This is a genomic window from Streptomyces sp. NPDC050508, from assembly GCF_040655155.1.
GTDB lineage: Bacteria > Actinomycetota > Actinomycetes > Streptomycetales > Streptomycetaceae > Streptomyces.
In genome coordinates, this window is the sequence record NZ_JBFAJJ010000032.1 from 58997 (window position 1) to 78894 (window position 19898).

A 19898-nucleotide genomic window follows, 5' to 3' on the forward strand; every position below is an offset into this window, starting at 1 on the left:
TGTCAGCGGCGGGCGCGGGCCGTCTGGTTGCGCCGGGTCAGCCACAGGGTGCCCGCGGCGCCCGTGAGCAGCACCGTGCCGCCGAGCGTGCCGAGGGCGATGACCGAGTCGTCGGGGCCGGTCTTCGGGAGCGTGCCGCCGGAGTCGGTGCCGGTGTCGCTGCCGGTCGAGCCGCTGGATCCCGACGAACCGCTCGCCGACGTGACGTCCAGCGTGAGGGACGGGCCGGGGCTGTTGGTGGGGGTGCACGTCGTCGTCGTACCGAGGGCCTTGATGGTGAGGACGGCCGCCGTGAACGTGACCTTGCCGGTCGCCTTCGGGGTGTACGTGCCTGTCAAGTCGTTGATTTTGATGGGGGTGTTGGCGGGGATCGCGGCTTGGTTGGCGGGGCCCGAAACCGAGACGGTGCCGCTGTCGGCGCCGCCCAGTTTGATGGTGGCGCTCGGGCTCATGGCGCCCTTGCCGAGTTCGACGGGGCTGGAGGAGACGCCCTTCTGCCAGGACATGGTGAGCTTGTAGCCGCTGCCGCTCTTGACGCCCTTGATGTCGATCGGCGAGACGGCGGTCTTGACGCCGATGGGCGTCTGGCACTTGTAGTTGACGTTGACGACGGAGGCCTCGGCTGCGGGGGCGGCCATGAATACCGCCGAGCCGGCCAGGGCCGCGACGGACGCGAGCGCTGCGGTTCGTTTCTGGTACGACACGGTCCCCTCATTCCTGACGGCACATCAGATCGGCCGTCAAGGTACGCCCGGGGTCGTGAGGAGGGAAGACAAGGCGCACGCCGGAGTTGTGACGATCCGGCGTGCGCGAAAAGGTGGCCGAGTGGACGGGGTGACCGGAGGTAACCCGAGGTGGGCGTCAGGCGAGCAGGTCGGGCAGGCCCCAGCGGCGCAGCACCTCGGGCACCACGACCGTGCCGTCGGGTCGTTGGTGCTGTTCGAGGATCGCGGGGAGGAGACGGCTGGTTGCCAGACCCGAGGCGTTGAGTGTGTGCACGTACGCCGTCTTGCCGCCGCCCTCCGGGCTGTAGCGGATGCCGCCGCGCCGGGCCTGGTACTCGCGGGCGTTCGACACCGAGCTGACCTCCGTGTACGCACCGAGGCTCGGCAGCCACACCTCCACGTCGTACGTCTTCGCCTGGGCGGGGCTGGTGTCCCCGGCGGCGAGCTTGGTGACCCGGTAGTGCAGCCCGAGGCCGGCGACCAACTCCTCGGCGCGGGCGAGCAGTTCGAGCTGGGCGGTGTCCGAGTCGGCGGGCCGCGCGAACTGGAACAGCTCGACCTTGTTGAACTGGTGGCCGCGCAGGGTGCCCCGGTCGGCGGTGCGGTGGCTGCCGCTCTCCTTGCGGTAACAGGGCGTGTACGCCACGTACTTGCGCGGCAGTTCGGCCTCGTCGAGGGTCTCCCCGCGGTACAGGTTGACCAACGCGGTCTCGGCGGTGGGCAGCAGGAACCGCTCCGGGCGCCCGCCCTCGCCCTCCTCCACCGCGAAGACCTCGTCGGCGAACTTCGGGAACTGGCCCGCCGTATAGCCGGCTTCGTAGGTGAGGAGATGCGGCGGCAGCACGAACTCGTAGCCCGCCCGGCGGTGGCTGTCGAGGAAGTGGTTGAGCAGGGCCCACTCCAGTGCGGCGCCGTCGCCCCGGTAGATCCAGTGGCCGCTGCCGGCGAGGGCGGCGCCGCGTCGGTAGTCCACGAGGCCGAGATCCTGGGCGAGTTGGACATGGTCGCGGGGAGCGAGGTCGGGGCGCGGGGCTCCTACGGTGCGTACGACCTCGTTGTTCTCCTTGCCGCCCGCGATCACGTCCTCGTCGGGGAGGTTGGGCAGGGCGTCGAGGAACTGCTGGTGTTCGCGGGCGAGTTGGGCGAGTTCGGCCTCGGCTTCGGTGACCTGGTCGGCCAGGGCCGTGGCGGTGGCCTGGAGGTCGTCGTCGTCAGCGGCGGTGCCCGTCCTGCGGTGGGCCGCGATCTCCGCCGAGATCCGTTTGCGCTCGCCGCGCAGCCGTTCCACGGTCGTACGGGTCTCGCGGAAGCGGGCGTCCAGGGCGAGGAAGGCCGGGAGGTCGGCGTCCACGGCGCGCTTGCGCAGTGCCTCGCGGACCTGCTCGGGCTGCTGTCGGATGAGGGTGACGTCGAGCATCGTGCGTGCTCCGTCCGGTCGGCCGGGGCACAGAATCGCCCCGGGGGTGATCCCTCGGGGCGTGGGCGAGAGGGTGCTCGCGGTGCCACCACGCCTTCACCGGTCACAGGCTCGTACGGCCGTGGAAACGGTCGCGTGCAGCCGTAGAACGGTCTCGTTCTGGCCCGGTGACGGGGGCCGGCCGGCGGGGCATGGGGCCCGTCACGACAACGGGCCGTTCCTCCCCGCACTCGGGAGTGGATTCGCCCGGGATGCGAGGCCGCCTTCACAGCGACGGCGGCTCTCTCGGCTCGCGGGACCCGGGGTACTTGTCTCCGTCAGCGCGTTGGGGACGAGCGTAGGGCCGGGTCGGGGGGCGGGGAAACGAATTTCTCAGCCCCGCGGGATGACGGCCCCATGGGGTGGCGGGCTAGGCGGGCGCGCCCAGCTCCGCCCATACCGTCTTGCCCGTGACCCCCGGGGTGCGGACGACCCCCCAGTCCAGACACAGCCGCTGCACGATGAACATGCCGTGGCCGCCGGGGCGGCCCGCGCGATGCGGGGTTCTGGGAGCGGGCTGGCCCGTGCCGCGGTCGGAGACCTCGACGCGGATCACCTTGTTGTCGCAGGTGATCCACATCTCGTCCGGGCCTTCGGCGTGCAGGCAGGCGTTGGTGACCAGCTCGGAGACGACGAGGAGCACGTCCTCGGCCGCGGCGCGCCGTTCGGCACCCTCGGCGGGCAGCCAGCCCCAGGCGTACAGCGCCTGGCGGGCGAAGTCACGGGCCAGCGGTACGACTCCGCTCTCGCCCGCGAAGCTGAGCCTGCGGGTGTCCCGGCCCGCGGCCGGTTCGGCGTCGTCCCCGACGGACGGCGCGGAAGCGCCTCCGGCGGGCGCCTCCGCAGCGCCACCGGACTCCGGGCGGTCGCCCGGCGGGTAGGGCCGGGTGGTGCTCATCAGCGCTTCACCTCACCGATTCACCGGTTCACGATTCAAGAGTCGGTACGTGTTCAAGGGTCGGTACGTGTTCAAGAGTCAGTACGTGGATCAGGAGCGATTTCGTCGCTCCGGGTCTCGACAGGTTCAGATGTTCTCCTGCCCGAGCGAACCGGCAAAACACCCCTTACTCGGCACGGAAGACGAGGCACGGGGAAACCGCCGGTCACGCAGGGGCGGGCGGGGCTCAGCCGGACTCGTCGGCGAGGGCGGCCCCAAGGGTGTCGTGGACGGTGAAGACCGCATCCGCCCCTGTGATCTCGAACACGCGCGCCACCGCGGGCATCATCCCCGCGAGATGCACTCCGCCACCTGCGGCTTCGGCCTTCAGGCGCGCGCCGAGCAGTACGTTCAGGCCCGTGGAGTCACAGAACTCCAGCCGTGAGCAGTCCACGACGAGCCGTGCGTACCCATGGGCGAGCAGGTCCTCCAGCGGTTCGCGCAACAGATCGGCGGTGTGGTGATCCAACTCACCTGCCGGTGTCACTACGGCGCTGAGGCCCTGTTTCCGCACCTCGACCAGAAGCCGGCCAGACTGTGCGCTGCCGACCGTCCCGCGGTCCATGCCGTCTCTCTCTCCCGAGGTCGTGGCTGTTGACGTTCGCCTTGGAACACTACGCCTTCCTCACACTCTCCAACACCCGAACAACCGCCCATAAAGGGACATATGGGTGCGCAGTGCACTTGCGGCGGGCTCCGGAAAACGGGTAGGGCTAGTAGAGACAAGTATTTCGACATTCGATACGACCGACCGACACGACCGGCTTTGGAGGCGCCGCACTCCGCAGTGCACGCACCGGCTTCGGCAGCCATATGCCGAGAACGATGGAGGACGCCATGTCACCCCGGCTCGACGCATCGCCTACCCCGAAAGCGACGTCGACACCCCCACCGGCACAACTGGATCCCAATCCCATCATCGAGGGACTTCCCGAGATCCCCCCGTACGACGAGGTCGGCGCCGTAGACGCACGGGCGCTCTCCAAGACCCTCTTCGAGCGGCTGGAATCGCTCGAAGAAGGCACGTACGAATACTCGTACGTCCGCAACACGCTCGTCGAACTCAACCTGGCGCTGGTCAAGTTCGCCGCCTCCCGCTTCCGCTCGCGCAGCGAGCCGATGGAGGACATCATCCAGGTCGGCACCATCGGCCTGATCAAGGCGATCGACCGCTTCGAACTCAGCCGCGGCGTCGAGTTCCCCACCTTCGCGATGCCCACCATCGTCGGTGAGATCAAGCGCTTCTTCCGTGACACCTCGTGGTCCGTGCGCGTCCCGCGCCGACTGCAGGAACTCCGGCTCGACCTGGCCAAGGCCGGCGACGAACTGGCCCAGCAACTCGACCGCGCCCCCACCGTGGGCGAGTTGGCGGAGCGCCTGAAGATCTCGAAGGACGAGGTCGTCGAGGGCATGGCGGCGTCAAACGCCTACACGGCCAGCTCACTTGACGCCCAGCCCGAGGAGGACGACTCCGAGGGCGCGCTCGCGGACCGCATCGGCTACGAGGACCACGGGCTCGAAGGCATCGAGTACGTCGAGTCGTTGAAGCCGCTGATCGCCGAACTCCCGTCCCGGGACCGGCAGATCCTCGCCCTGCGCTTCGTGGCGAACATGACGCAGTCGGAGATCGGCGACGAACTGGGCATCTCGCAGATGCACGTGTCGCGGCTGCTGTCGCGCACACTGGTGCGGCTGCGGAAGGGACTTACGGTCGAGGAGTAGTCCCGGTCCTCCGCCGACCGGCCCCTCCGGGAGTCGTCCCCCCTGCCTGTGCTGAGCGCGGCGCGCGTGTGCGTGCGCCGCGCTCAGGCCGTTGAAGCTCGGCGACGATCTCGCCGTCCGCCTGCCGTGGGCGACCCGGTCCGCGGACGCGCTGCCGCGCAAGGAACACGCCTGGCTGCCCGGTCTCGCCCCGCACCTTCCGCTGCCGGTCCCGGTCCCGCAGCACCTCGGTGAGCCCTCCGAACGGTTCCCGCGGCCCTGGCTCGTCACCACCCGGGTACCGGGTGAGCCCGCCGACCGCGCCCCCGCGACACGCGCCGAGGAGTCGGCCGTAGCGCTGGCGGCCTTCCTGACCGCGGTGGCCCGCTGGCCGACCACGCCGAAGGCTTCACGCGAGGGCTCGCCTCGGCCACCGAACTGGGCCTGATCGCCGACCCGGACGCCGTGGCCGCACCCGAGTAGGCGGGCCCGGCACTCTGGCTCCACGCCGACCTCCATCCGGCCAACGTCCTTACTACGAACGGCACTTTCTCCGGCGTGATCGACTTCGGCGACCTCTGCGCCGGTGACCCCGCCTACGACCTCGCCGCCGCCTGGATCCTGCTGCCGGACGGCGCCGCTGACCTGTTCCACGAGGCCTACCGGCCGGCCCCCGACGCCGCGACCCTGCGCCGCGCCCGAGGCTGTGCGCTGCTGCGCGCCCTTTCCGGCATCCACATCGGCCACGCCGGCGACCACGGCCGCCCCGGAGGCAAGTCCACCTGGGGCCCATCGGCCCATGCCTCGCTACGACGCCTCACCAAGTACCCGACGTCGACGGGAGGTTGAGAAAACGGGCTCAACTCCCGGAGCACGGTGGTAGGACGGGGACCGGCACTGCGGACAGCGGCCGGGGCGCGGGCCGAACAAGCCACTGCGGAACGGGAGTTGGGCATGGCGGCACAGGCACAGGCACAGGCACAGGCACAGAACATCGACGACGTCATCGACGGGCTCGCGCGGATTGTGCGGGAGGCGACCCGCACCGGCGACCGGGTCGGCTACTTCGCGGCGCTGTACCGGCAGGTGACCGTCGAGATCCGTAAGGCCATCCACGCCGGGCAGTTCGAGGACGGCCCCCGGATGGACCGTTTCGACACGCTCTTCGGCAACCGCTACTTCGCCGCGTACGACGCCTGGCGCCGCGACCGCACCGGGCCGCGCTGCTGGCGCGAGACGTTCGGGCTGCTCGACGACGCCGACACCGTCATCGTCCAGCACCTGATCCTCGGCGTGAACGCGCACATCAACCTCGACCTGGCCGTCGCCGCCGCACTGACAGGCCCCGGCGCGGACATCCACGCGCTGCAGCACGACTACCTGCTGATCAACGACATCCTCGCGCGGGTGGTCCTGGTACTGGAGGACTCGGTCGGCGCCCTGTCCCCACTCCTGTCCCTGCTGGACAAGGTCGGAGGCCGCACCGACGAGCAGATCCTCGACTTCAGCATCGTCCAGTCCCGCCAGGAGGCCTGGTACAACGCGGTCCTGCTGGCCGACCAGACGGAAGCGGAACGCGAGACCACCATCGACCGCCTCGACGTCCGGGCCGCCGTACTCGCCCGGTTGATTGCCCGCCCCGGCCTTCTCGTCCGGCCGGCCCTGGAGCTGATCCGGGGTACGGAGAGCGGTGACGTGGCGGCGGTCATTGCGCATCTGGACGGGGCGATGGAGCGGACCTCCGCCGGGCGGGCGACGACGGGGTGAGGCTCGGCGGTCCGACCCTCTGCTTCAGGAACCCGAGCCAGATGTACCGGATTTCAATCGGGATCGGTGTCCTCATTGACGTGCCCCAGGTCCAGAGGACCTCGGTGAAGTGTGCCGGTTGTCAGCACATCGGCGAGGAGGGAAGCCATCTTCTTGGGACGGACCGTCTCCGACGTGGTGGCGAGTTCGTCGATCGTCCACCAGTGATGTCCGTACCGGGCTTCTTCTGTGTCGATCTTGATCGCGCTCGCCTCGTCAGAGGTGATGCGGGCCAGACGGTACTCCTCGTACTGGTCGAAGCCCTGGCCGTCGACGGTGAAGACCGCCTGTCGGGTCCAGACGACGGGACTCAGCCTCTGTACAGGCAGAGTCAGTGCCGTCTCTTCCCACACCTCCCGCACTGCTGCCTGAAGGTAGTCCTCACCGTCTTCCACTCCGCCCCCGACGGTGAACCACCATCCGGCTCCCGGCCTGCGTGGATCTCGCCCGCACAGCAGAAGCAGCCGACCGAGCTCATCAACCAGAAGAACGCGGGATGTCCATCGCCTCTTCAACGCCATGGGGGCCGACCCTATCCCCGGTGGCTTGAGACAGCCTCCGACCTGCGTTCAGAGCAGGACGACCGGATTGGTCAGAGCCGCCATGCTCCCGCCGGGATGCCGTACCTCAACCCGGACGAACGCCGACTCCGCCGCATGGGTACGCCACTCCACCTCGCCCTCTCCCGCAGCAGACAGCGAAGCAACGTGGACCTTCCCCAGCTCGGTGTGAAAACTGACCACCCCTGAAGGCACCCCCCGCACACCCACCCGAGCCACGACCGGCTCACCCCCGGCCGCCAACCCCTCACCGATCCCCGCCCACCCAGCAGCACCGGCGGACACCGTGAACGCCAACTCGACGGCAGCAGATCCGGCGATCCAACTCCGCCCGGCACGAATCCCGGCGAGCACCGCATCCGTACTCAACTCCGCCGCCCGCACGACGGTGTGCGGAACACCGATCTGGCCCGACAGGTGGGTGTCACTGTTCCCCATCGCCGGCCGCCACCCACTCCGGACGTCCGCGCCAAGACCCCGCCCCCACTCCGCCAACGCCGCCTCGTTGTCGGCCTGCCAGGGCAGATCCGAGCTCCAGGGCCCGTTCCAGACCTCCACCACGTCGAACCCCCGGTACGGATACAGGAACGTGCCCGAGTCGTACGGCGCGTGCGGATGAGCCACCACACACAACCCACCACCGCGATGGACCTCGCCGAGCTGCCGGTCGACCACCTCGTCCCGCACGCCGTACCGCCAGTCGACCACCTGCCCGGGCCGAACCCCCAGCGCAAGCCAGTGCCCGGTACGGGTGGTGACCTCCTGCCCCAGCACCACCAGCAGATCGTCACCCGCGCAGAGACCCCAAGTGCCGTGCGTGTCCGCGTTGTTGTGCTCGGTGGCCGCGAGAAAATCCAGCCCCACCGCACGGGCCTCGGCAGCAAGCCGCTCCGGCGTCAGCTCACCGCCGTTCGAGCACACCGAGTGCACGTGACAGTCGCCTCGGTACCAGCCACCTTCGCGATCGGCCACTCGCTATCCCCACCCTCCCCGCTCTCCCCGTAGAAGGCGCGCACCTAATGTGGAAGCCATGCACCAGACCCGAAGGCGCGACCGACGTCCCGCTCGTCGCGCCGGAACGGTGCCGACCCGACACCAGGCCCCGGCCTTGACGATCGACGGGGCCGATGTCGTGATCGTCGGCTATTTCTCCGGCAAGCAGAAGGATTTCGGCACGCTGATGGACGCGGCGGCGCAGGAGTTGGGGGCGCGCGGTGCGCGAGTCGTGGGCCGGATCGTGCAGCGGCGCGGTGTCTCGGACGGCGGTGCCGAGAAGATGGCCCTGCCCTATTCGTCACGGACTCTTCTCACCTACGGGAAGGTGCGCGAAGCGGCCGTGCTCTGCGAGCGAACCAACACCGACGCGGCCGTCTTCGTGGGCCACCTGACGCAGCGTCAACGTCGCGTACTGACCGGAATGCTGGGCTGCCCCGCCGTAAGTCTCGCCGACGCATTGGCAGTTGACTGAAGCCGCTCACTCCACCGTCACCGACTTCGCCAGGTTCCGGGGCTGATCCACCTCGTTCCCCCGAGCCGTCGCCAGCTCACAGGCGAACACCTGCAACGGCACCGTGGCCACCAGCGGTTGCAGCAACGTCGGGGTGACCGGGATCCGGATCAGGTGATCCGCGTACGGTACGACCGTCTCGTCCCCCTCCTCCGCGATCACGATCGTCATCGCACCCCGCGCCCGGATCTCCTGGATGTTGGACACGATCTTGTCGTGGAGGACGGAACGACCACGCGGCGAGGGAACCACGACGACGACCGGCATACCCTCCTCGATCAAAGCGATGGGCCCGTGCTTCAACTCCCCCGCCGCGAACCCCTCGGCGTGCATGTACGCCAACTCCTTGAGTTTCAGGGCACCTTCGAGAGCGACCGGATAGCCGACGTGCCGCCCGAGGAACAGCACGGTGTTCTTGGCGGCCACCGACCGCGCCAACTCCCGTACCGGCTCCATGGTTTCCAGCACCCGCTCGACCTCGCCGGCGATCTGCGACAGATCCCGGATGACGGCCTGAATCTCATCCCCCCACTTCGTGCCCCGCACCTGACCGAGGTACAGCGCGACCAGATAACACGCCACCAACTGCGTCAGAAACGCCTTCGTCGACGCTACGGCGACCTCGGGCCCGGCGTGCGTGTACAGCACCGCGTCCGACTCACGGGGAATCGTCGACCCGTTGGTGTTGCAGATGGCCAGCACCTTCGAGCCCTGCTCCCTCGCGTGCCGCAGCGCCATCAGCGTGTCCATCGTCTCGCCGGACTGGGAGATGGCGATGACCAGAGACCGTGCGCCCAGGATCGGATCCCGGTACCGGAACTCGCTCGCGAGCTCCACCTCGCACGGGATCCGCGTCCAGTGCTCGATGGCGTACTTGGCGATCAGCCCGGCGTGGAAGGCCGTACCGCAGGCGACGATGACGACCTTGTCGACCTCGCGCAGTTCATGGACCGGGATCCTGACCTCGTCCAGCTTCAGCAGTCCGTCCGCGTCGATCCGCCCCAGCAACGTGTCGGCGACCGCCTTCGGCTGCTCGGCGATCTCCTTGAGCATGAAGTAGTCGTAGCCGCCCTTCTCCGCGGCGGAGGCGTCCCAGTCGACGTGGAACGAGCGGACCTCGGCCGGAGCGCCGTCGAAGCCGGTGACGGTCACCCCGTCCCGGCGCAGCTCGACGACCTGGTCCTGGCCCAGTTCGATCGCCGACCGGGTGTGGGCGATGAACGCGGCGACGTCGGAGGCGAGGAACGCCTCGCCCTCGCCCACCCCGACGACGAGCGGCGAATTACGCCGCGCGCCCACCACCACATCCGGCTCGTCCGCGTGCACCGCGACCAGCGTGAACGCGCCCTCCAGGCGTCGGCACACCTGCCGCATCGCCTCCGCGAGGTCCGCGCACGCCGAGTACTCCTCGGCCAGCAGATGCGCGACCACCTCGGTGTCCGTGTCGGAGGCGAGATCGTGCCCGCGTTCCGCCAACTCGGCCCGCAGACAGGCGAAGTTCTCGATGATGCCGTTGTGGACGACGGCCACGCGCCCCGCGTTGTCGAGGTGCGGGTGGGCGTTGGCGTCCGTCGGGCCGCCGTGCGTGGCCCAGCGGGTGTGCCCGATGCCGGTCGAGCCCGCCGGCAGCGGGCGGTCGACCAGTTCCTTCTCCAGGTTGACGAGTTTCCCGGCCTTCTTGGCCGCCGCCAGCCCGCCGTCCGCGAGCACGGCGACACCCGACGAGTCGTACCCCCGGTACTCCAGCCGCTTCAGCCCGGCCATCACCACATCAAGCGCCGACTGCGACCCCACGTATCCCACGATTCCGCACATGCGCCGCAGCCTAGGCGCCGGAGGCCGCCCGAACACGGCACTTCGTGCCCGATTTCGGAAATTACGGCCATGATCGAGAACGGGCCAACTCCGGCCGCCACACGCTCGCGAGCCTCACGGTTCAACCACAAAAGAAACACAGGATTCCCCTTGGAGCGACGGGTTTCCGTGGGGCGCGCCACCGGTCACGGGCATGGGTGACTTCGCGCCATCGCGCCCGAGCGAGACGGAAGGGCCTTGCCCAAAGCACTTATCGCCTGCTTACAGTGGCGCGCGCTTGACCGGCTCTTGACCAAGCCATAAGCGTTCAGTTCACGCCAGCGACCGGGGGAACAGCGTCGCCGCGCCACGGGGGATCACGTCGCCATGCCGCACTGCCGCACGCGCGCGCCCACCGGAGTGGACGCGCGCCGCCTTCCCCCCGACAGGGGTACCCGCATGCGCCTCAGACCCGACCGACCGCCGAGAGCACTGAGACCACCGAAGTCGAAACGCTTCGCCACGACCCTCACCCGGCTCCTCCCACCCGTCCTCGCCACCGCGCTCCTCGCCGGCATAGCCGCCGGCTCAGGTCCGGTCGTCCCCACCGGCGGGCAGAACGCCGCCGCCGCGAGTGACAGCTACCCCTGGTACGACGACAACGGCGCCGAGCAACTGCGGCAGGACCAGTGCCTGATGACCGACGTCCTGCGACTCGGCGGCACCTACATGGCCACGACCTGGAGAAACTCGCGAAGTACCTCAGCGAGAAAAGCGGCAAGCTCGCCTACAAGGACACGAAGTCGGGTGCGACGGTTGATTACGATGGGTCCCTCGGCGCCCTGGTCGTGGAGAACTCCTACATGATCCACGCCTACCAGTACGACGCCAAGCGCTTCAAGGAACTCATCGACGAGGGCAGGTACATCCTGCAGAAGCCAGGGAGCTGAGAGTGAGAACCAGCCCCTTCGTACAGCGGGCGGAGCCGGGCTTCGCCGTCCGGTTCCCCGGAGCCCAGCGGGACCTGCTGCGCTCGGCTTTCGAGTACGTCGCAGGACATCCCTCTCCTGAGATCCGTACAGGGTGGGATCGGGACCGTCTGACGATCCTGGCCGGCTCCCTCGCCGAGGGGGAACGGACGTACACCGTGGAGGAACTCCACATCGTTCACGCCGTACTCCTCTCGGTGTGCAACATGTTCGCGTCGGAGGAGGCCTTCCACATCAGGATCGGCTTCTTCCGCGAGAACGCCCGCGCCGTGGCCGACGGCTTGGCGAAGGCCGTCGAGAACGCGGCACTGCGACCGTAACGACAACACCGAGGCAGGGCCCGCACACAGAGTGCGGGCCCTGCCCATGTCGGAGGGCAACGACGCGGAACACCCGGGTCCGAGTACGCCTTCACCCGCGCATCCCCTGAAGTCCTCGGCGTCTACCGGACCGAACACGCTGGGGACGTGCTCCTCGGCAGGATGAGCTGAACCGGGCTGAGACGGCCACGTGACGCACCCCACCCACCACCCCGTTCAAACTCCGTTAACAATGGACTGTGATCTCTCCGGTCTCCCCGATGCCCCGGAGCGCCCACCGGCACAAGCCGGAGGCGACTCCCTACGTCGACCTCACCCGAGCCGAGTGGAGCGCGCTGCGCGACAAGACGCCGCTGCCGCTCACCGCCGAGGAAGTCGAGAAGCTGCGCGGCCTGGGCGATGTCATCGACCTCGACGAGGTGCGTGACATCTACCTCCCGCTGTCCAGACTCCTCAATCTCTACGTCGGCGCCACGGACGCCCTCAGAGGCGCCCTGAACACCTTCCTGGGCGAACAGGGCTCCCAGTCCGGCACCCCGTTCGTCATAGGAGTCGCCGGCTCCGTGGCCGTCGGCAAGTCGACCGTCGCCCGGCTCCTCCAGGCGCTGCTCTCCCGCTGGCCCGAGCACCCCCGCGTCGAGCTGGTCACCACCGACGGGTTCCTGCTCCCCACCCGCGAACTCGAAGCGCGCGGGCTCATGTCGCGCAAGGGCTTCCCCGAGTCGTACGACCGCCGCGCGCTCACCCGCTTCGTCGCCGACATCAAGGCGGGCAAGGACGAGGTCACCGCACCCGTCTACTCCCACCTGATCTACGACATCATCCCGGACCAGCGCCTCACGGTCCGCCGGCCCGACATCCTGATCGTCGAGGGGCTGAACGTGCTGCAGCCCGCGCTCCCCGGCAAGGACGGCCGTACCCGTGTCGGTCTCGCCGACTACTTCGACTTCAGTGTGTACGTCGACGCGAGCGCCGAGGACATCGAGCGCTGGTATCTGAACCGGTTCCGCAAGCTGCGCGCGACCGCGTTCCAGAACCCGGACTCGTACTTCCGCAAGTACACCCAGGTCTCCGAGGACGAGGCCGTCGACTACGCCCGCACCCTCTGGCGCACCATCAACAAGCCCAACCTGGTGGAGAACATCGCCCCCACCCGAGGCCGCGCCACCCTCGTCATCCGCAAGGGCACCGACCACAAGGTGCGACGGCTCAGCCTGCGCAAGCTGTAGCCCCGGCGACGTACAACCCCACACGTGCCGCCTGTTAGAAAGGCGTCATGCTGCACCTGCGCCTCATCACCCCCGCCGACCGGACCGACGACGTGGTCCGGCTCATCGAGACGACCGTCGGCACCGCACATCTCGTGGTCCTCCCCGGCGCCGCCCGCAACCCGACCGGCGACGTCGTCATGTGCGACGTCGCCCGCGAGGCCGGTGACGAACTCATCGGCGCGCTACGGGAGTTGGAGCTCGACCGGACCGGTTCCATCGCCGTCGAGAACATCGACCTGTCGCTGTCGGACCGGGCCGATCAGGCCGAGGACGACGCGCCCGGCGAAGGCGCGGACGCGGTGCTGTGGGAGCACCTCGCCGACGCGACGCACGAGGAGTCCACCCTCACCGTCACGTACGTCGCGTTCCTGGCCGTGGCCACGATGCTCGCAGCCTGCGGTGTGATGCTGGACAACGCGATCCTGATCGTGGGCGCGATGGCCGTGGGACCGGAGTTCGGCCCGCTCGCGGGAATCTCGACGGCGTTGGTGCGGAAGGCACCCCAACTGGTCTGGCGGTCGCTGTGGGCGCTGCTCGCCGGGTTCGCGGCGGCCATGGTCCTTACGGTGGGCTTCAGTTGGCTGCTGGACGCCCTCGGGCTCTTCGAGAAGTCCATGGTGGAGGCCCCGCGCCCCAACACCGCCTTCATCTGGAAGCCGGACTGGATGTCCTTCGTCGTGGCCTTCCTGGCCGGTATCGCGGGCACCCTGTCCCTCACATCCGCCAAGTCCGGTGCCCTGATCGGCGTGGCGATCTCGGTGACGACCGTCCCGGCCGCCGCGAACGCCGCCGTGGCCTTCAGCTACGGCGACTACTCCCAGACGTGGGGCTCCACTTGGCAGTTGCTCGCCAACCTCGGCGGGATCGTCGTGGCGGGCACACTCACGCTGCTGGCACAAAAGACCTTCTGGGCCTGGCAGCGCGAGCGCACCACCGCTCAACTCACCTGACCGGCCGCCGACTTCACGGCCACCGGTTCAACTCACTTAACCCAGCGCCGACTTCACGGCATCCGCCAACCGCCCCGCCACCGACCGCGCCTGGTCGATGTCGGCGGCCTCCACCATCACCCGTACCAGCGGCTCGGTACCGGACGGACGCAGCAACACCCGCCCGGTGGAGCCGAGTTCGCGCTCCGCCTCGGCGACGGCCGCCGCGAGGTCGGCGGAGGTGCCGACCCTCGTACGGTCCACGTCGGGCACATTGATGAGGACCTGCGGCAGCCGCGTCATCACGGACGCGAGGTCCTTGAGCGTACGGCCGGTGTCGGCGACCCGTGCCGCCAGCATCAGGCCGGTCAGCGTGCCGTCGCCGGTGGTCGCGTGGTCCAGGATGATCACGTGCCCGGACTGCTCGCCGCCCAGCGCGTAGCCGTGCTCCTTCATCTCCTCCAGGACGTAGCGGTCGCCGACCGCGGTCTGGACGAGCGTCAGGCCCTCGCGCTCCATGGCCAGTTTGAAGCCGAGGTTCGACATGACGGTCGCGACGACGGTGTCGGAGCGCAGTGCGGAACGCTCCCGCATCGCCAGCGCGATCACGGCCATGATCTGGTCCCCGTCGACCTCTTCACCGGTGTGGTCCACGGCCAGGCAGCGGTCGGCGTCACCGTCGTGCGCGATGCCGAAGTCGGCGCCGTGCGCGACGACCGCGGCCTGCAGCAGACCCAGGTGCGTGGAGCCGCAGCCGTCGTTGATGTTGAGGCCGTCGGGGTCCGTACCGATGGTGATGATCTCGGCGCCCGCCCGCGAGAAGGCCTCCGGGGAGACCCGGGCGGCGGCGCCGTGCGCCTCGTCGAGGACGATCTTCAGCCCGTCGAGCCGGTTCGGGAGCACGCCGATGAGGTGGGCGACGTACTGGTCGAAGCCTTCGTTGTAGTGCCGGACCCGGCCGACGCCCGAGCCGGTCGGGCGGTCCCAGGGGGCGCCGGTGCGGTGCTCGTCGTAGACCTTCTCGATCCGGTCCTCCAGCTCGTCGTCGAGCTTGTGCCCGCCGCGGGCGAGGAACTTCACGCCGTTGTCCGGCATGGCGTTGTGGCTCGCGGAGAGCATCACGCCGAGGTCGGCGCCCAGCACGCCGGTGAGATACGCCACCGCGGGGGTGGGCAGCACACCGACGAGCAGTACGTCCACGCCGGCGCTGGCCAGTCCCGCGACCACGGCGGCCTCCAGGAACTCCCCGGACGCGCGCGGGTCCCGTCCGACCACGGCCGTAGCCCGGTGGCCTTCGAAGGTGCCCGCCTCGGCCAGTACGTGCGCCGCCGCGACGGAGAGGCCGAGGGCCATCTCGGCCGTCAGATCCGCGTTGGCGACACCGCGCACGCCGTCCGTGCCGAAGAGTCGTCCCACTTGTCCTCCTGAGGAAGGCGAAAGTTCCGCAAGGCCGAGGCCCTGCACAGCTGAGGTCCTGCGAAAGCTGAAGTCCTGCGTTCCAGGCATAGGATGCCTGTTCATCCGATCACACAAGCCTTTGAGCGTCTTGTGCCGTTATACGCCCCCGACTGTGATAAACGAACGCCCCGACGGCACGAGTGGCGTGCCGCCGGGGCGTTCGGAGTACAGACAGCAGGCGCGATTTAGCGCTTGCTGTACTGCGGGGCCTTGCGGGCCTTCTTGAGACCGGCCTTCTTGCGCTCGACCGCACGGTCGTCGCGACGGAGGTAACCGGCCTTCTTGAGGGCGGCGCGGTTGTTGTCCACGTCGGCCTCGTTCAGCGCGCGGGCCACGCCGAGGCGCAGGGCACCGGCCTGACCGGAGACGCCGCCACCCGAGATGCGGGCGATGACGTCGTAGCGGCCGTCGAGTTCGAGCACCTTGAAGGGCTCGTTGACTTCCTGCTGGTGGACCTTGTTCGGGAAGTAGTCCTCAAGCGTGCGCCCGTTGACCTTCCACTTGCCGGTGCCGGGCACGATGCGAACGCGCGCGATGGCGTTCTTGCGGCGGCCCAGGCCGGCGGCCGGCTGCGGGTCGCCGAAGCGGCCGGCGAGCGACTCCGACGTGTACTCACCCTCGACGGGGACGTCGGACTCGGTGGTGTAGCTCTCGATGTCGACGAGCTCGGTCTCGGTCTCTTCGACCGGCTGCTCAACGGTGGTCTCGGCCACGGTTCTCCTCAGATTCTTTTCTGTCTTAGGGGGGTGTGGCCGGAACTACTGCGCGACCTGGGTGATCTCGAACGGCACCGGCTGCTGGGCAGCGTGCGGGTGCTGGTCGCCCGAGTAGACCTTCAGCTTGCTGATCATCTGACGGCCCAGGGTGTTCTTGGGGATCATGCCCTTGATGGCCTTCTCGACGGCCTTCTCGGGGTTCTTCGCCAGCAGCTCGTCGTAGCGGACGGAGCGCAGACCACCCGGGTAACCGGAGTGGCGGTACGCCAGCTTCTGGGTCTTCTTGTTGCCGGACAAGTGAACCTTGTCGGCGTTGATGATGATGACGAAGTCACCCATGTCCATGTGCGGGGCATAGGTCGGCTTGTGCTTGCCACGGAGGAGGTTCGCGGCAGTGGTAGCCAGACGGCCGAGGACGATGTCCTGGGCGTCAATGACGTGCCACTGGCGAGTCACATCGCCGGGCTTGGGGCTGTACGTACGCACTTCGCAGCCTTCTTCTTCAGTGGATGGGTGCTGACACATGGCATCACTGAAGCGATCGTGCAGCTGGGGACGACAATGGCCGGGGACGATGCCCGTATGCCGCCCACTGGTAACTGCTCCAGGGAACCTACGTATGGGCCTCTCGCGTGAGAACGACCAAGCCGATACGCATAACAAACCGTAAGAGTACCCGCGCCGCCCCGGACGGGTCAAAACGGGGTGAGACCTGCCCGGGGCGGCAGCGCACAGCGAGGGATCAGGCACGTACCGTGACGGCCTCAACGTCTGTTGCTCCAGGGCTCATTGAGGCGCACCTGTACGCCCGTTGCCCCGTCTAAGATGCGACCCATGAGCTTTGGGCAGGGGGGACCCCAGTCCCAGTGGGATCCCTGGAAACCGCAATCGCAGCAGCCGTGGGGCGGCAACGTCGACGACGAGTCCCCGGACTGGGCCGCGCTCGCCGACGCCGCGGAGACGCGCAACAGGCGCAAGAGACTGCTGCTCATAGTCGGCGGCGCGCTCGCGACGATCGGCGTCGGAACGGCCGTGGCCATGGCCGTGATGTCGGCGAACGACGACAACAGCGCGTCCGGCAAGCCGACGAACCTGCCCGCGAGCGGGTCCCTGCCGAGCGGCACCGGCGACATCACGCCGTCCTTCGCGCCGACCAGCGCGCCCCCGCCGCTGGACCCCAAGGAGTTCATCTCCAGCAAGGCGAAGGACACCGCGCCGCTCAGCCCCGCGACCCTCTTCCCGGGCACCCAGCTGACGGTCGCCTCGACGGTGTACAAGAAGGGCCCGACGGCCGACACCACGAAGTGCGCCTCGGTCGCCTCGGGCACCCTCCCCAAGGTCCTCACCGCGAACGGCTGCACGCGCGTCATGCGCGTCACGTACGTCAAGGGCAACATCGCGGTCACGGTCGGTGTGGCTCTCTTCGACACCGAGGCACAGGCGACGAAGGCCAAGGGCCAGGCGGACACCAAGAGCGCCGTCAAGTCACTGTCCGGCAAGGGCGTCAAGGCCTTCTGCGACGGCTCGATCTGCCGTACGACGACCAACGCCTACGGCCGCTACGCCTACTTCACGGTCGCCGGTTTCACCAGCGGCAAGGACGTGACGACGAAGGACACCGGGGTCTTCACGATCGGCGACGACCTCGCCAAGTTCGCCTTCGACCAGATCCACGCCCGCGGCGAGACGCAGGCTTCGGCGGCGGCCCAGCAGTAGCAGGGAAGGGAGTTGGGCCCGCGGGCCCAACTCCTCAGTGCACAGCGCCCCGTACCCGCCGAGCCTGCAACTGCCGCTCCGCCAGCAGCTCGTCAGCCGGATACCCGACCTCCTCCAAGGTCAGCCCATGCGGCCGTACGACATGCACGGCACTGTCCCGCACCCCCGCGTCCAGCACCTTCCGCGGCCACTCGGCGCCCCGGTGCCCATCGCCGACGAACAGCAACGCGCCCACCATGGACCGCACTTGGTTATGGCAGAAGGCGTCGGCACGAACCTCGATCTCGACGACGCCATCTCCCCGCCGCGTCACTCCGAAGTCAAGAATCTCCCGAACGGTCGACGCGCCCTCGCGCTTCTTCGCATAAGCGGCGAAGTCATGCTCCCCCACAAGGGACTTGGCGGCGGCGTCCATCACATCGACGTCCAACTCCCAGTCGTGCCACAGCACATGGTTCCGCAGCAACGGGTCCACTCCCCCGGGCCGGTCGCCGACCCGGAAGACGTAGCGCCGCCACAGAGCCGCGAACCGCGCGTTGAAGCCCTCCGGGGCCTCCGCCACGCCCCACACCCGCACATCCTTCGGCAACCGCCCCGCAAGCCGCTTCAGCAGCTTCTCCCGGTGCTCCGCCCACAACTCCCCCGGCAGATCGACATGCGCCACCTGCCCCCGAGCATGCACCCCGGCATCGGTCCGCCCGGCCACGGTCAGGTCGTACGCCGCCTCCCCCGACCGCGTCACCGTCCGCAACGCGTCCTCGACCTCGCCCTGCACAGTCCGCCGCCCCCCGGCCTGCTTGGCCCACCCGGAGAACTCGGTCCCGTCGTAGGAAAGATCAAGCCGCACACGAACAAACCCAGCCGCTACGTCATCACTCACACCGAGATCCTCTCAGGAACACAAAAGCGGGCCCGCCCCTCGAAAGGAACGGACCCGCCACAAAAACGGTGTTACGCGTCCTTGGACTCTTCGTCGGCCTCGACCTCAGCCGGCTTCGCGTCCTCGACGACCTCAACCGGAGCCTCGACAACGGCCTCGGCATCCTTCGCCGCACGCTTGGTGGCGGCCTCGGCCTCACCGGTCGCAGCCTGCGCGACGGTCAGGGCCTCCACCAGCTCGATGACAGCCATGGGCGCGTTGTCGCCACGACGGTTACCGATCTTGGTGATGCGGGTGTAGCCACCGGGACGGTTCTCGTAGCGCGGGCCGATCTCGGTGAAGAGCGTGTGGACGATGCTCTTGTCCGTGATCACCTGGAGCACCTGACGGCGGTTGTGAAGGTCGCCCTTCTTCGCCTTGGTGACCAGACGCTCGGCGTACGGCCGCAGCTTGCGGGCCTTCGCCTCGGTGGTGGTGATACGGCCGTGCTCGAAGAGGCTCTTCGCAAGGTTCGCGATGAGCAGCTTCTCGTGCGCGGCACTGCCGCCCAGACGGGCACCCTTGGTGGGCTTCGGCATGGTCTTTCTCCTCAGTGTCTGCCCCGGCCGTATCAGGTACCGAGGTCAGTGTCCGAGCGGGCGATTACCCGTCGGAGATCCGAGCAAAGCCCCGAAGGGGCGAGGCTCGGAAGGGGCGCGGGGAACTGCGCGACCAGCCACAGCGCTCCCGCACCCGAAAACCGATCAGTACTGCTCGGTCTCCACGAAACCGGCGTCCACGTCATCGTCCGCGCCAAACGCGTCCGCCGCAGCCGTCGGGTCGAATCCGGGCGGGCTGTCCTTCAGGGCCAGGCCCATGCCGGCCAGCTTCGCCTTGACCTCGTCGATGGACTTCGCACCGAAGTTACGAATGTCCAGCAGGTCGGCCTCGGAACGAGCCACGAGCTCACCCACGGAGTGGATGCCCTCGCGCTTGAGGCAGTTGTAGGAGCGGACCGTGAGTTCCAGCTCCTCGATCGGCAACGCCAGGTCGGCGGCCAGGGCGGCGTCCGTCGGGGACGGGCCCATGTCGATGCCCTCGGCGTCGATGTTCAGCTCGCGGGCGAGACCGAACAGCTCCACCAGGGTCTTACC

General features: G+C 68.7%; 21 protein-coding genes and 1 pseudogene. 9 read left to right on the forward strand and 13 right to left on the reverse strand.

What is annotated here, in order from left to right:
• Positions 1-2 precede the first annotated feature (2 nt).
• The 4 genes from AB0I69_RS46495 to AB0I69_RS46510 form a co-directional block, all read right to left on the reverse strand.
• On the reverse strand, positions 3-704 hold the full coding sequence (locus tag AB0I69_RS46495) for an LPXTG cell wall anchor domain-containing protein (protein ID WP_363101902.1): 702 nt from the start codon (positions 702-704) through the stop codon (positions 3-5).
• Between the two features lie 157 nt (positions 705-861).
• A complete protein-coding gene (gene serS / locus AB0I69_RS46500) occupies positions 862-2142 on the reverse strand; it encodes a serine--tRNA ligase (protein ID WP_363101903.1) in 1281 nt (426 codons plus the stop codon).
• A 409-nt stretch (positions 2143-2551) separates the two neighbouring features.
• Positions 2552-3079 (reverse strand): ATP-binding protein, encoded by a 528-nt coding sequence (locus AB0I69_RS46505; RefSeq protein WP_363101904.1) that lies wholly within the window; start codon positions 3077-3079, stop codon positions 2552-2554.
• A 226-nt stretch (positions 3080-3305) separates the two neighbouring features.
• A complete protein-coding gene (locus AB0I69_RS46510) occupies positions 3306-3683 on the reverse strand; it encodes an STAS domain-containing protein (protein WP_266769331.1) in 378 nt (125 codons plus the stop codon).
• Between the two features lie 272 nt (positions 3684-3955).
• Between AB0I69_RS46510 and AB0I69_RS46515 the strand changes: the two genes are divergently transcribed.
• The 3 genes and pseudogenes from AB0I69_RS46515 (at position 3956) to AB0I69_RS46525 (ending at position 6586) form a co-directional block, all read left to right on the forward strand.
• Positions 3956-4840 carry an RNA polymerase sigma factor SigF gene (locus AB0I69_RS46515; RefSeq protein ID WP_363101905.1) on the forward strand — a complete coding sequence of 295 codons (885 nt, stop codon included), beginning with the start codon at positions 3956-3958 and terminating at the stop codon, positions 4838-4840.
• A gap of 91 nt (positions 4841-4931) precedes the next feature.
• Positions 4932-5668: pseudogene (locus AB0I69_RS46520) on the forward strand (phosphotransferase).
• A 105-nt stretch (positions 5669-5773) separates the two neighbouring features.
• Complete coding sequence (locus AB0I69_RS46525; RefSeq protein ID WP_363101906.1) at positions 5774-6586, forward strand: DUF5995 family protein; 813 nt, start codon at positions 5774-5776, stop codon at positions 6584-6586.
• Positions 6587-6639: 53 nt separating this feature from the next.
• On the opposite strand, the gene AB0I69_RS46530 is transcribed toward AB0I69_RS46525, so the two are convergent.
• Both AB0I69_RS46530 and AB0I69_RS46535 read right to left on the reverse strand, forming a co-directional pair.
• Positions 6640-7146, reverse strand: coding sequence for an NUDIX domain-containing protein (locus AB0I69_RS46530; RefSeq protein WP_363101907.1), 507 nt, complete (start codon positions 7144-7146; stop codon positions 6640-6642).
• 48 nt (positions 7147-7194) lie between these two features.
• A complete protein-coding gene (locus AB0I69_RS46535) occupies positions 7195-8157 on the reverse strand; it encodes a CehA/McbA family metallohydrolase (protein ID WP_363101908.1) in 963 nt (320 codons plus the stop codon).
• A gap of 58 nt (positions 8158-8215) precedes the next feature.
• Here AB0I69_RS46535 and AB0I69_RS46540 point away from each other — a divergent pair, with 58 nt between their 5' ends.
• Positions 8216-8653 carry a hypothetical protein gene (locus AB0I69_RS46540; protein ID WP_363101909.1) on the forward strand — a complete coding sequence of 146 codons (438 nt, stop codon included), beginning with the start codon at positions 8216-8218 and terminating at the stop codon, positions 8651-8653.
• A 6-nt stretch (positions 8654-8659) separates the two neighbouring features.
• Here AB0I69_RS46540 and glmS read toward each other — a convergent pair whose 3' ends face one another.
• Positions 8660-10507: a glutamine--fructose-6-phosphate transaminase (isomerizing) gene (gene glmS / locus AB0I69_RS46545; protein WP_363101910.1), complete on the reverse strand. Its 1848-nt coding sequence runs from the start codon at positions 10505-10507 to the stop codon at positions 8660-8662.
• A 668-nt stretch (positions 10508-11175) separates the two neighbouring features.
• Here glmS and AB0I69_RS46550 point away from each other — a divergent pair.
• From AB0I69_RS46550 to AB0I69_RS46565, 4 genes are all read left to right on the forward strand, one after another.
• On the forward strand, positions 11176-11436 hold the full coding sequence (locus tag AB0I69_RS46550) for a hypothetical protein (RefSeq protein ID WP_363101911.1): 261 nt from the start codon (positions 11176-11178) through the stop codon (positions 11434-11436).
• Positions 11437-11438: 2 nt separating this feature from the next.
• Positions 11439-11795: a hypothetical protein gene (locus AB0I69_RS46555; RefSeq protein WP_363101912.1), complete on the forward strand. Its 357-nt coding sequence runs from the start codon at positions 11439-11441 to the stop codon at positions 11793-11795.
• A 260-nt stretch (positions 11796-12055) separates the two neighbouring features.
• A complete protein-coding gene (coaA, locus tag AB0I69_RS46560; protein ID WP_363101913.1) occupies positions 12056-13024 on the forward strand; it encodes a type I pantothenate kinase in 969 nt (322 codons plus the stop codon).
• A gap of 47 nt (positions 13025-13071) precedes the next feature.
• Positions 13072-14016 (forward strand): DUF389 domain-containing protein, encoded by a 945-nt coding sequence (locus tag AB0I69_RS46565; protein ID WP_363101914.1) that lies wholly within the window; start codon positions 13072-13074, stop codon positions 14014-14016.
• A 36-nt stretch (positions 14017-14052) separates the two neighbouring features.
• Here AB0I69_RS46565 and glmM read toward each other — a convergent pair whose 3' ends face one another.
• From glmM to rplM, 3 genes are all read right to left on the reverse strand, one after another.
• Positions 14053-15411: a phosphoglucosamine mutase gene (gene glmM / locus AB0I69_RS46570; protein WP_363101915.1), complete on the reverse strand. Its 1359-nt coding sequence runs from the start codon at positions 15409-15411 to the stop codon at positions 14053-14055.
• Between the two features lie 227 nt (positions 15412-15638).
• A complete protein-coding gene (rpsI, locus tag AB0I69_RS46575) occupies positions 15639-16166 on the reverse strand; it encodes a 30S ribosomal protein S9 (RefSeq protein WP_019055538.1) in 528 nt (175 codons plus the stop codon).
• Positions 16167-16211: 45 nt separating this feature from the next.
• Positions 16212-16655, reverse strand: a complete 444-nt coding sequence (gene rplM / locus AB0I69_RS46580; RefSeq protein ID WP_013001400.1) for a 50S ribosomal protein L13 — start codon at positions 16653-16655, stop codon at positions 16212-16214.
• Positions 16656-17003: 348 nt separating this feature from the next.
• On the opposite strand from rplM, the gene AB0I69_RS46585 reads away from it, so the two are divergent.
• Complete coding sequence (locus AB0I69_RS46585) at positions 17004-17885, forward strand: hypothetical protein (RefSeq protein ID WP_363101916.1); 882 nt, start codon at positions 17004-17006, stop codon at positions 17883-17885.
• Between the two features lie 34 nt (positions 17886-17919).
• Here the strand turns inward: AB0I69_RS46585 and truA are convergent, their stop codons facing one another.
• The 3 genes from truA to AB0I69_RS46600 form a co-directional block, all read right to left on the reverse strand.
• Positions 17920-18765 carry a tRNA pseudouridine(38-40) synthase TruA gene (truA, locus tag AB0I69_RS46590; protein WP_363101917.1) on the reverse strand — a complete coding sequence of 282 codons (846 nt, stop codon included), beginning with the start codon at positions 18763-18765 and terminating at the stop codon, positions 17920-17922.
• 71 nt (positions 18766-18836) lie between these two features.
• A complete protein-coding gene (gene rplQ, locus AB0I69_RS46595) occupies positions 18837-19343 on the reverse strand; it encodes a 50S ribosomal protein L17 (protein WP_363101918.1) in 507 nt (168 codons plus the stop codon).
• Positions 19344-19508: 165 nt separating this feature from the next.
• A partial coding sequence (locus tag AB0I69_RS46600; RefSeq protein ID WP_363101919.1) for a DNA-directed RNA polymerase subunit alpha C-terminal domain-containing protein occupies positions 19509-19898 on the reverse strand: 390 nt, incomplete at its 5' end.

Bases quoted from the DNA above. Each gene is read 5' to 3' on its own strand.
- serS (WP_363101903.1), bottom strand. From the start codon at position 2,142: ATGCTCGACGTCACCCTCATCCGACAGCAGCCCGAGCAGGTCCGCGAG.
- AB0I69_RS46505 (WP_363101904.1), bottom strand. From the start codon at position 3,079: ATGAGCACCACCCGGCCCTACCCGCCGGGCGACCGCCCGGAGTCCGGT.
- AB0I69_RS46510 (WP_266769331.1), bottom strand. From the start codon at position 3,683: ATGGACCGCGGGACGGTCGGCAGCGCACAGTCTGGCCGGCTTCTGGTC.
- AB0I69_RS46515 (WP_363101905.1), top strand. From the start codon at position 3,956: ATGTCACCCCGGCTCGACGCATCGCCTACCCCGAAAGCGACGTCGACA.
- AB0I69_RS46525 (WP_363101906.1), top strand. From the start codon at position 5,774: ATGGCGGCACAGGCACAGGCACAGGCACAGGCACAGAACATCGACGAC.
- AB0I69_RS46530 (WP_363101907.1), bottom strand. From the start codon at position 7,146: ATGGCGTTGAAGAGGCGATGGACATCCCGCGTTCTTCTGGTTGATGAG.
- AB0I69_RS46540 (WP_363101909.1), top strand. From the start codon at position 8,216: ATGCACCAGACCCGAAGGCGCGACCGACGTCCCGCTCGTCGCGCCGGA.
- glmS (WP_363101910.1), bottom strand. From the start codon at position 10,507: ATGTGCGGAATCGTGGGATACGTGGGGTCGCAGTCGGCGCTTGATGTG.
- coaA (WP_363101913.1), top strand. From the start codon at position 12,056: ATGCCCCGGAGCGCCCACCGGCACAAGCCGGAGGCGACTCCCTACGTC.
- AB0I69_RS46565 (WP_363101914.1), top strand. From the start codon at position 13,072: ATGCTGCACCTGCGCCTCATCACCCCCGCCGACCGGACCGACGACGTG.
- AB0I69_RS46585 (WP_363101916.1), top strand. From the start codon at position 17,004: ATGAGCTTTGGGCAGGGGGGACCCCAGTCCCAGTGGGATCCCTGGAAA.
- rplQ (WP_363101918.1), bottom strand. From the start codon at position 19,343: ATGCCGAAGCCCACCAAGGGTGCCCGTCTGGGCGGCAGTGCCGCGCAC.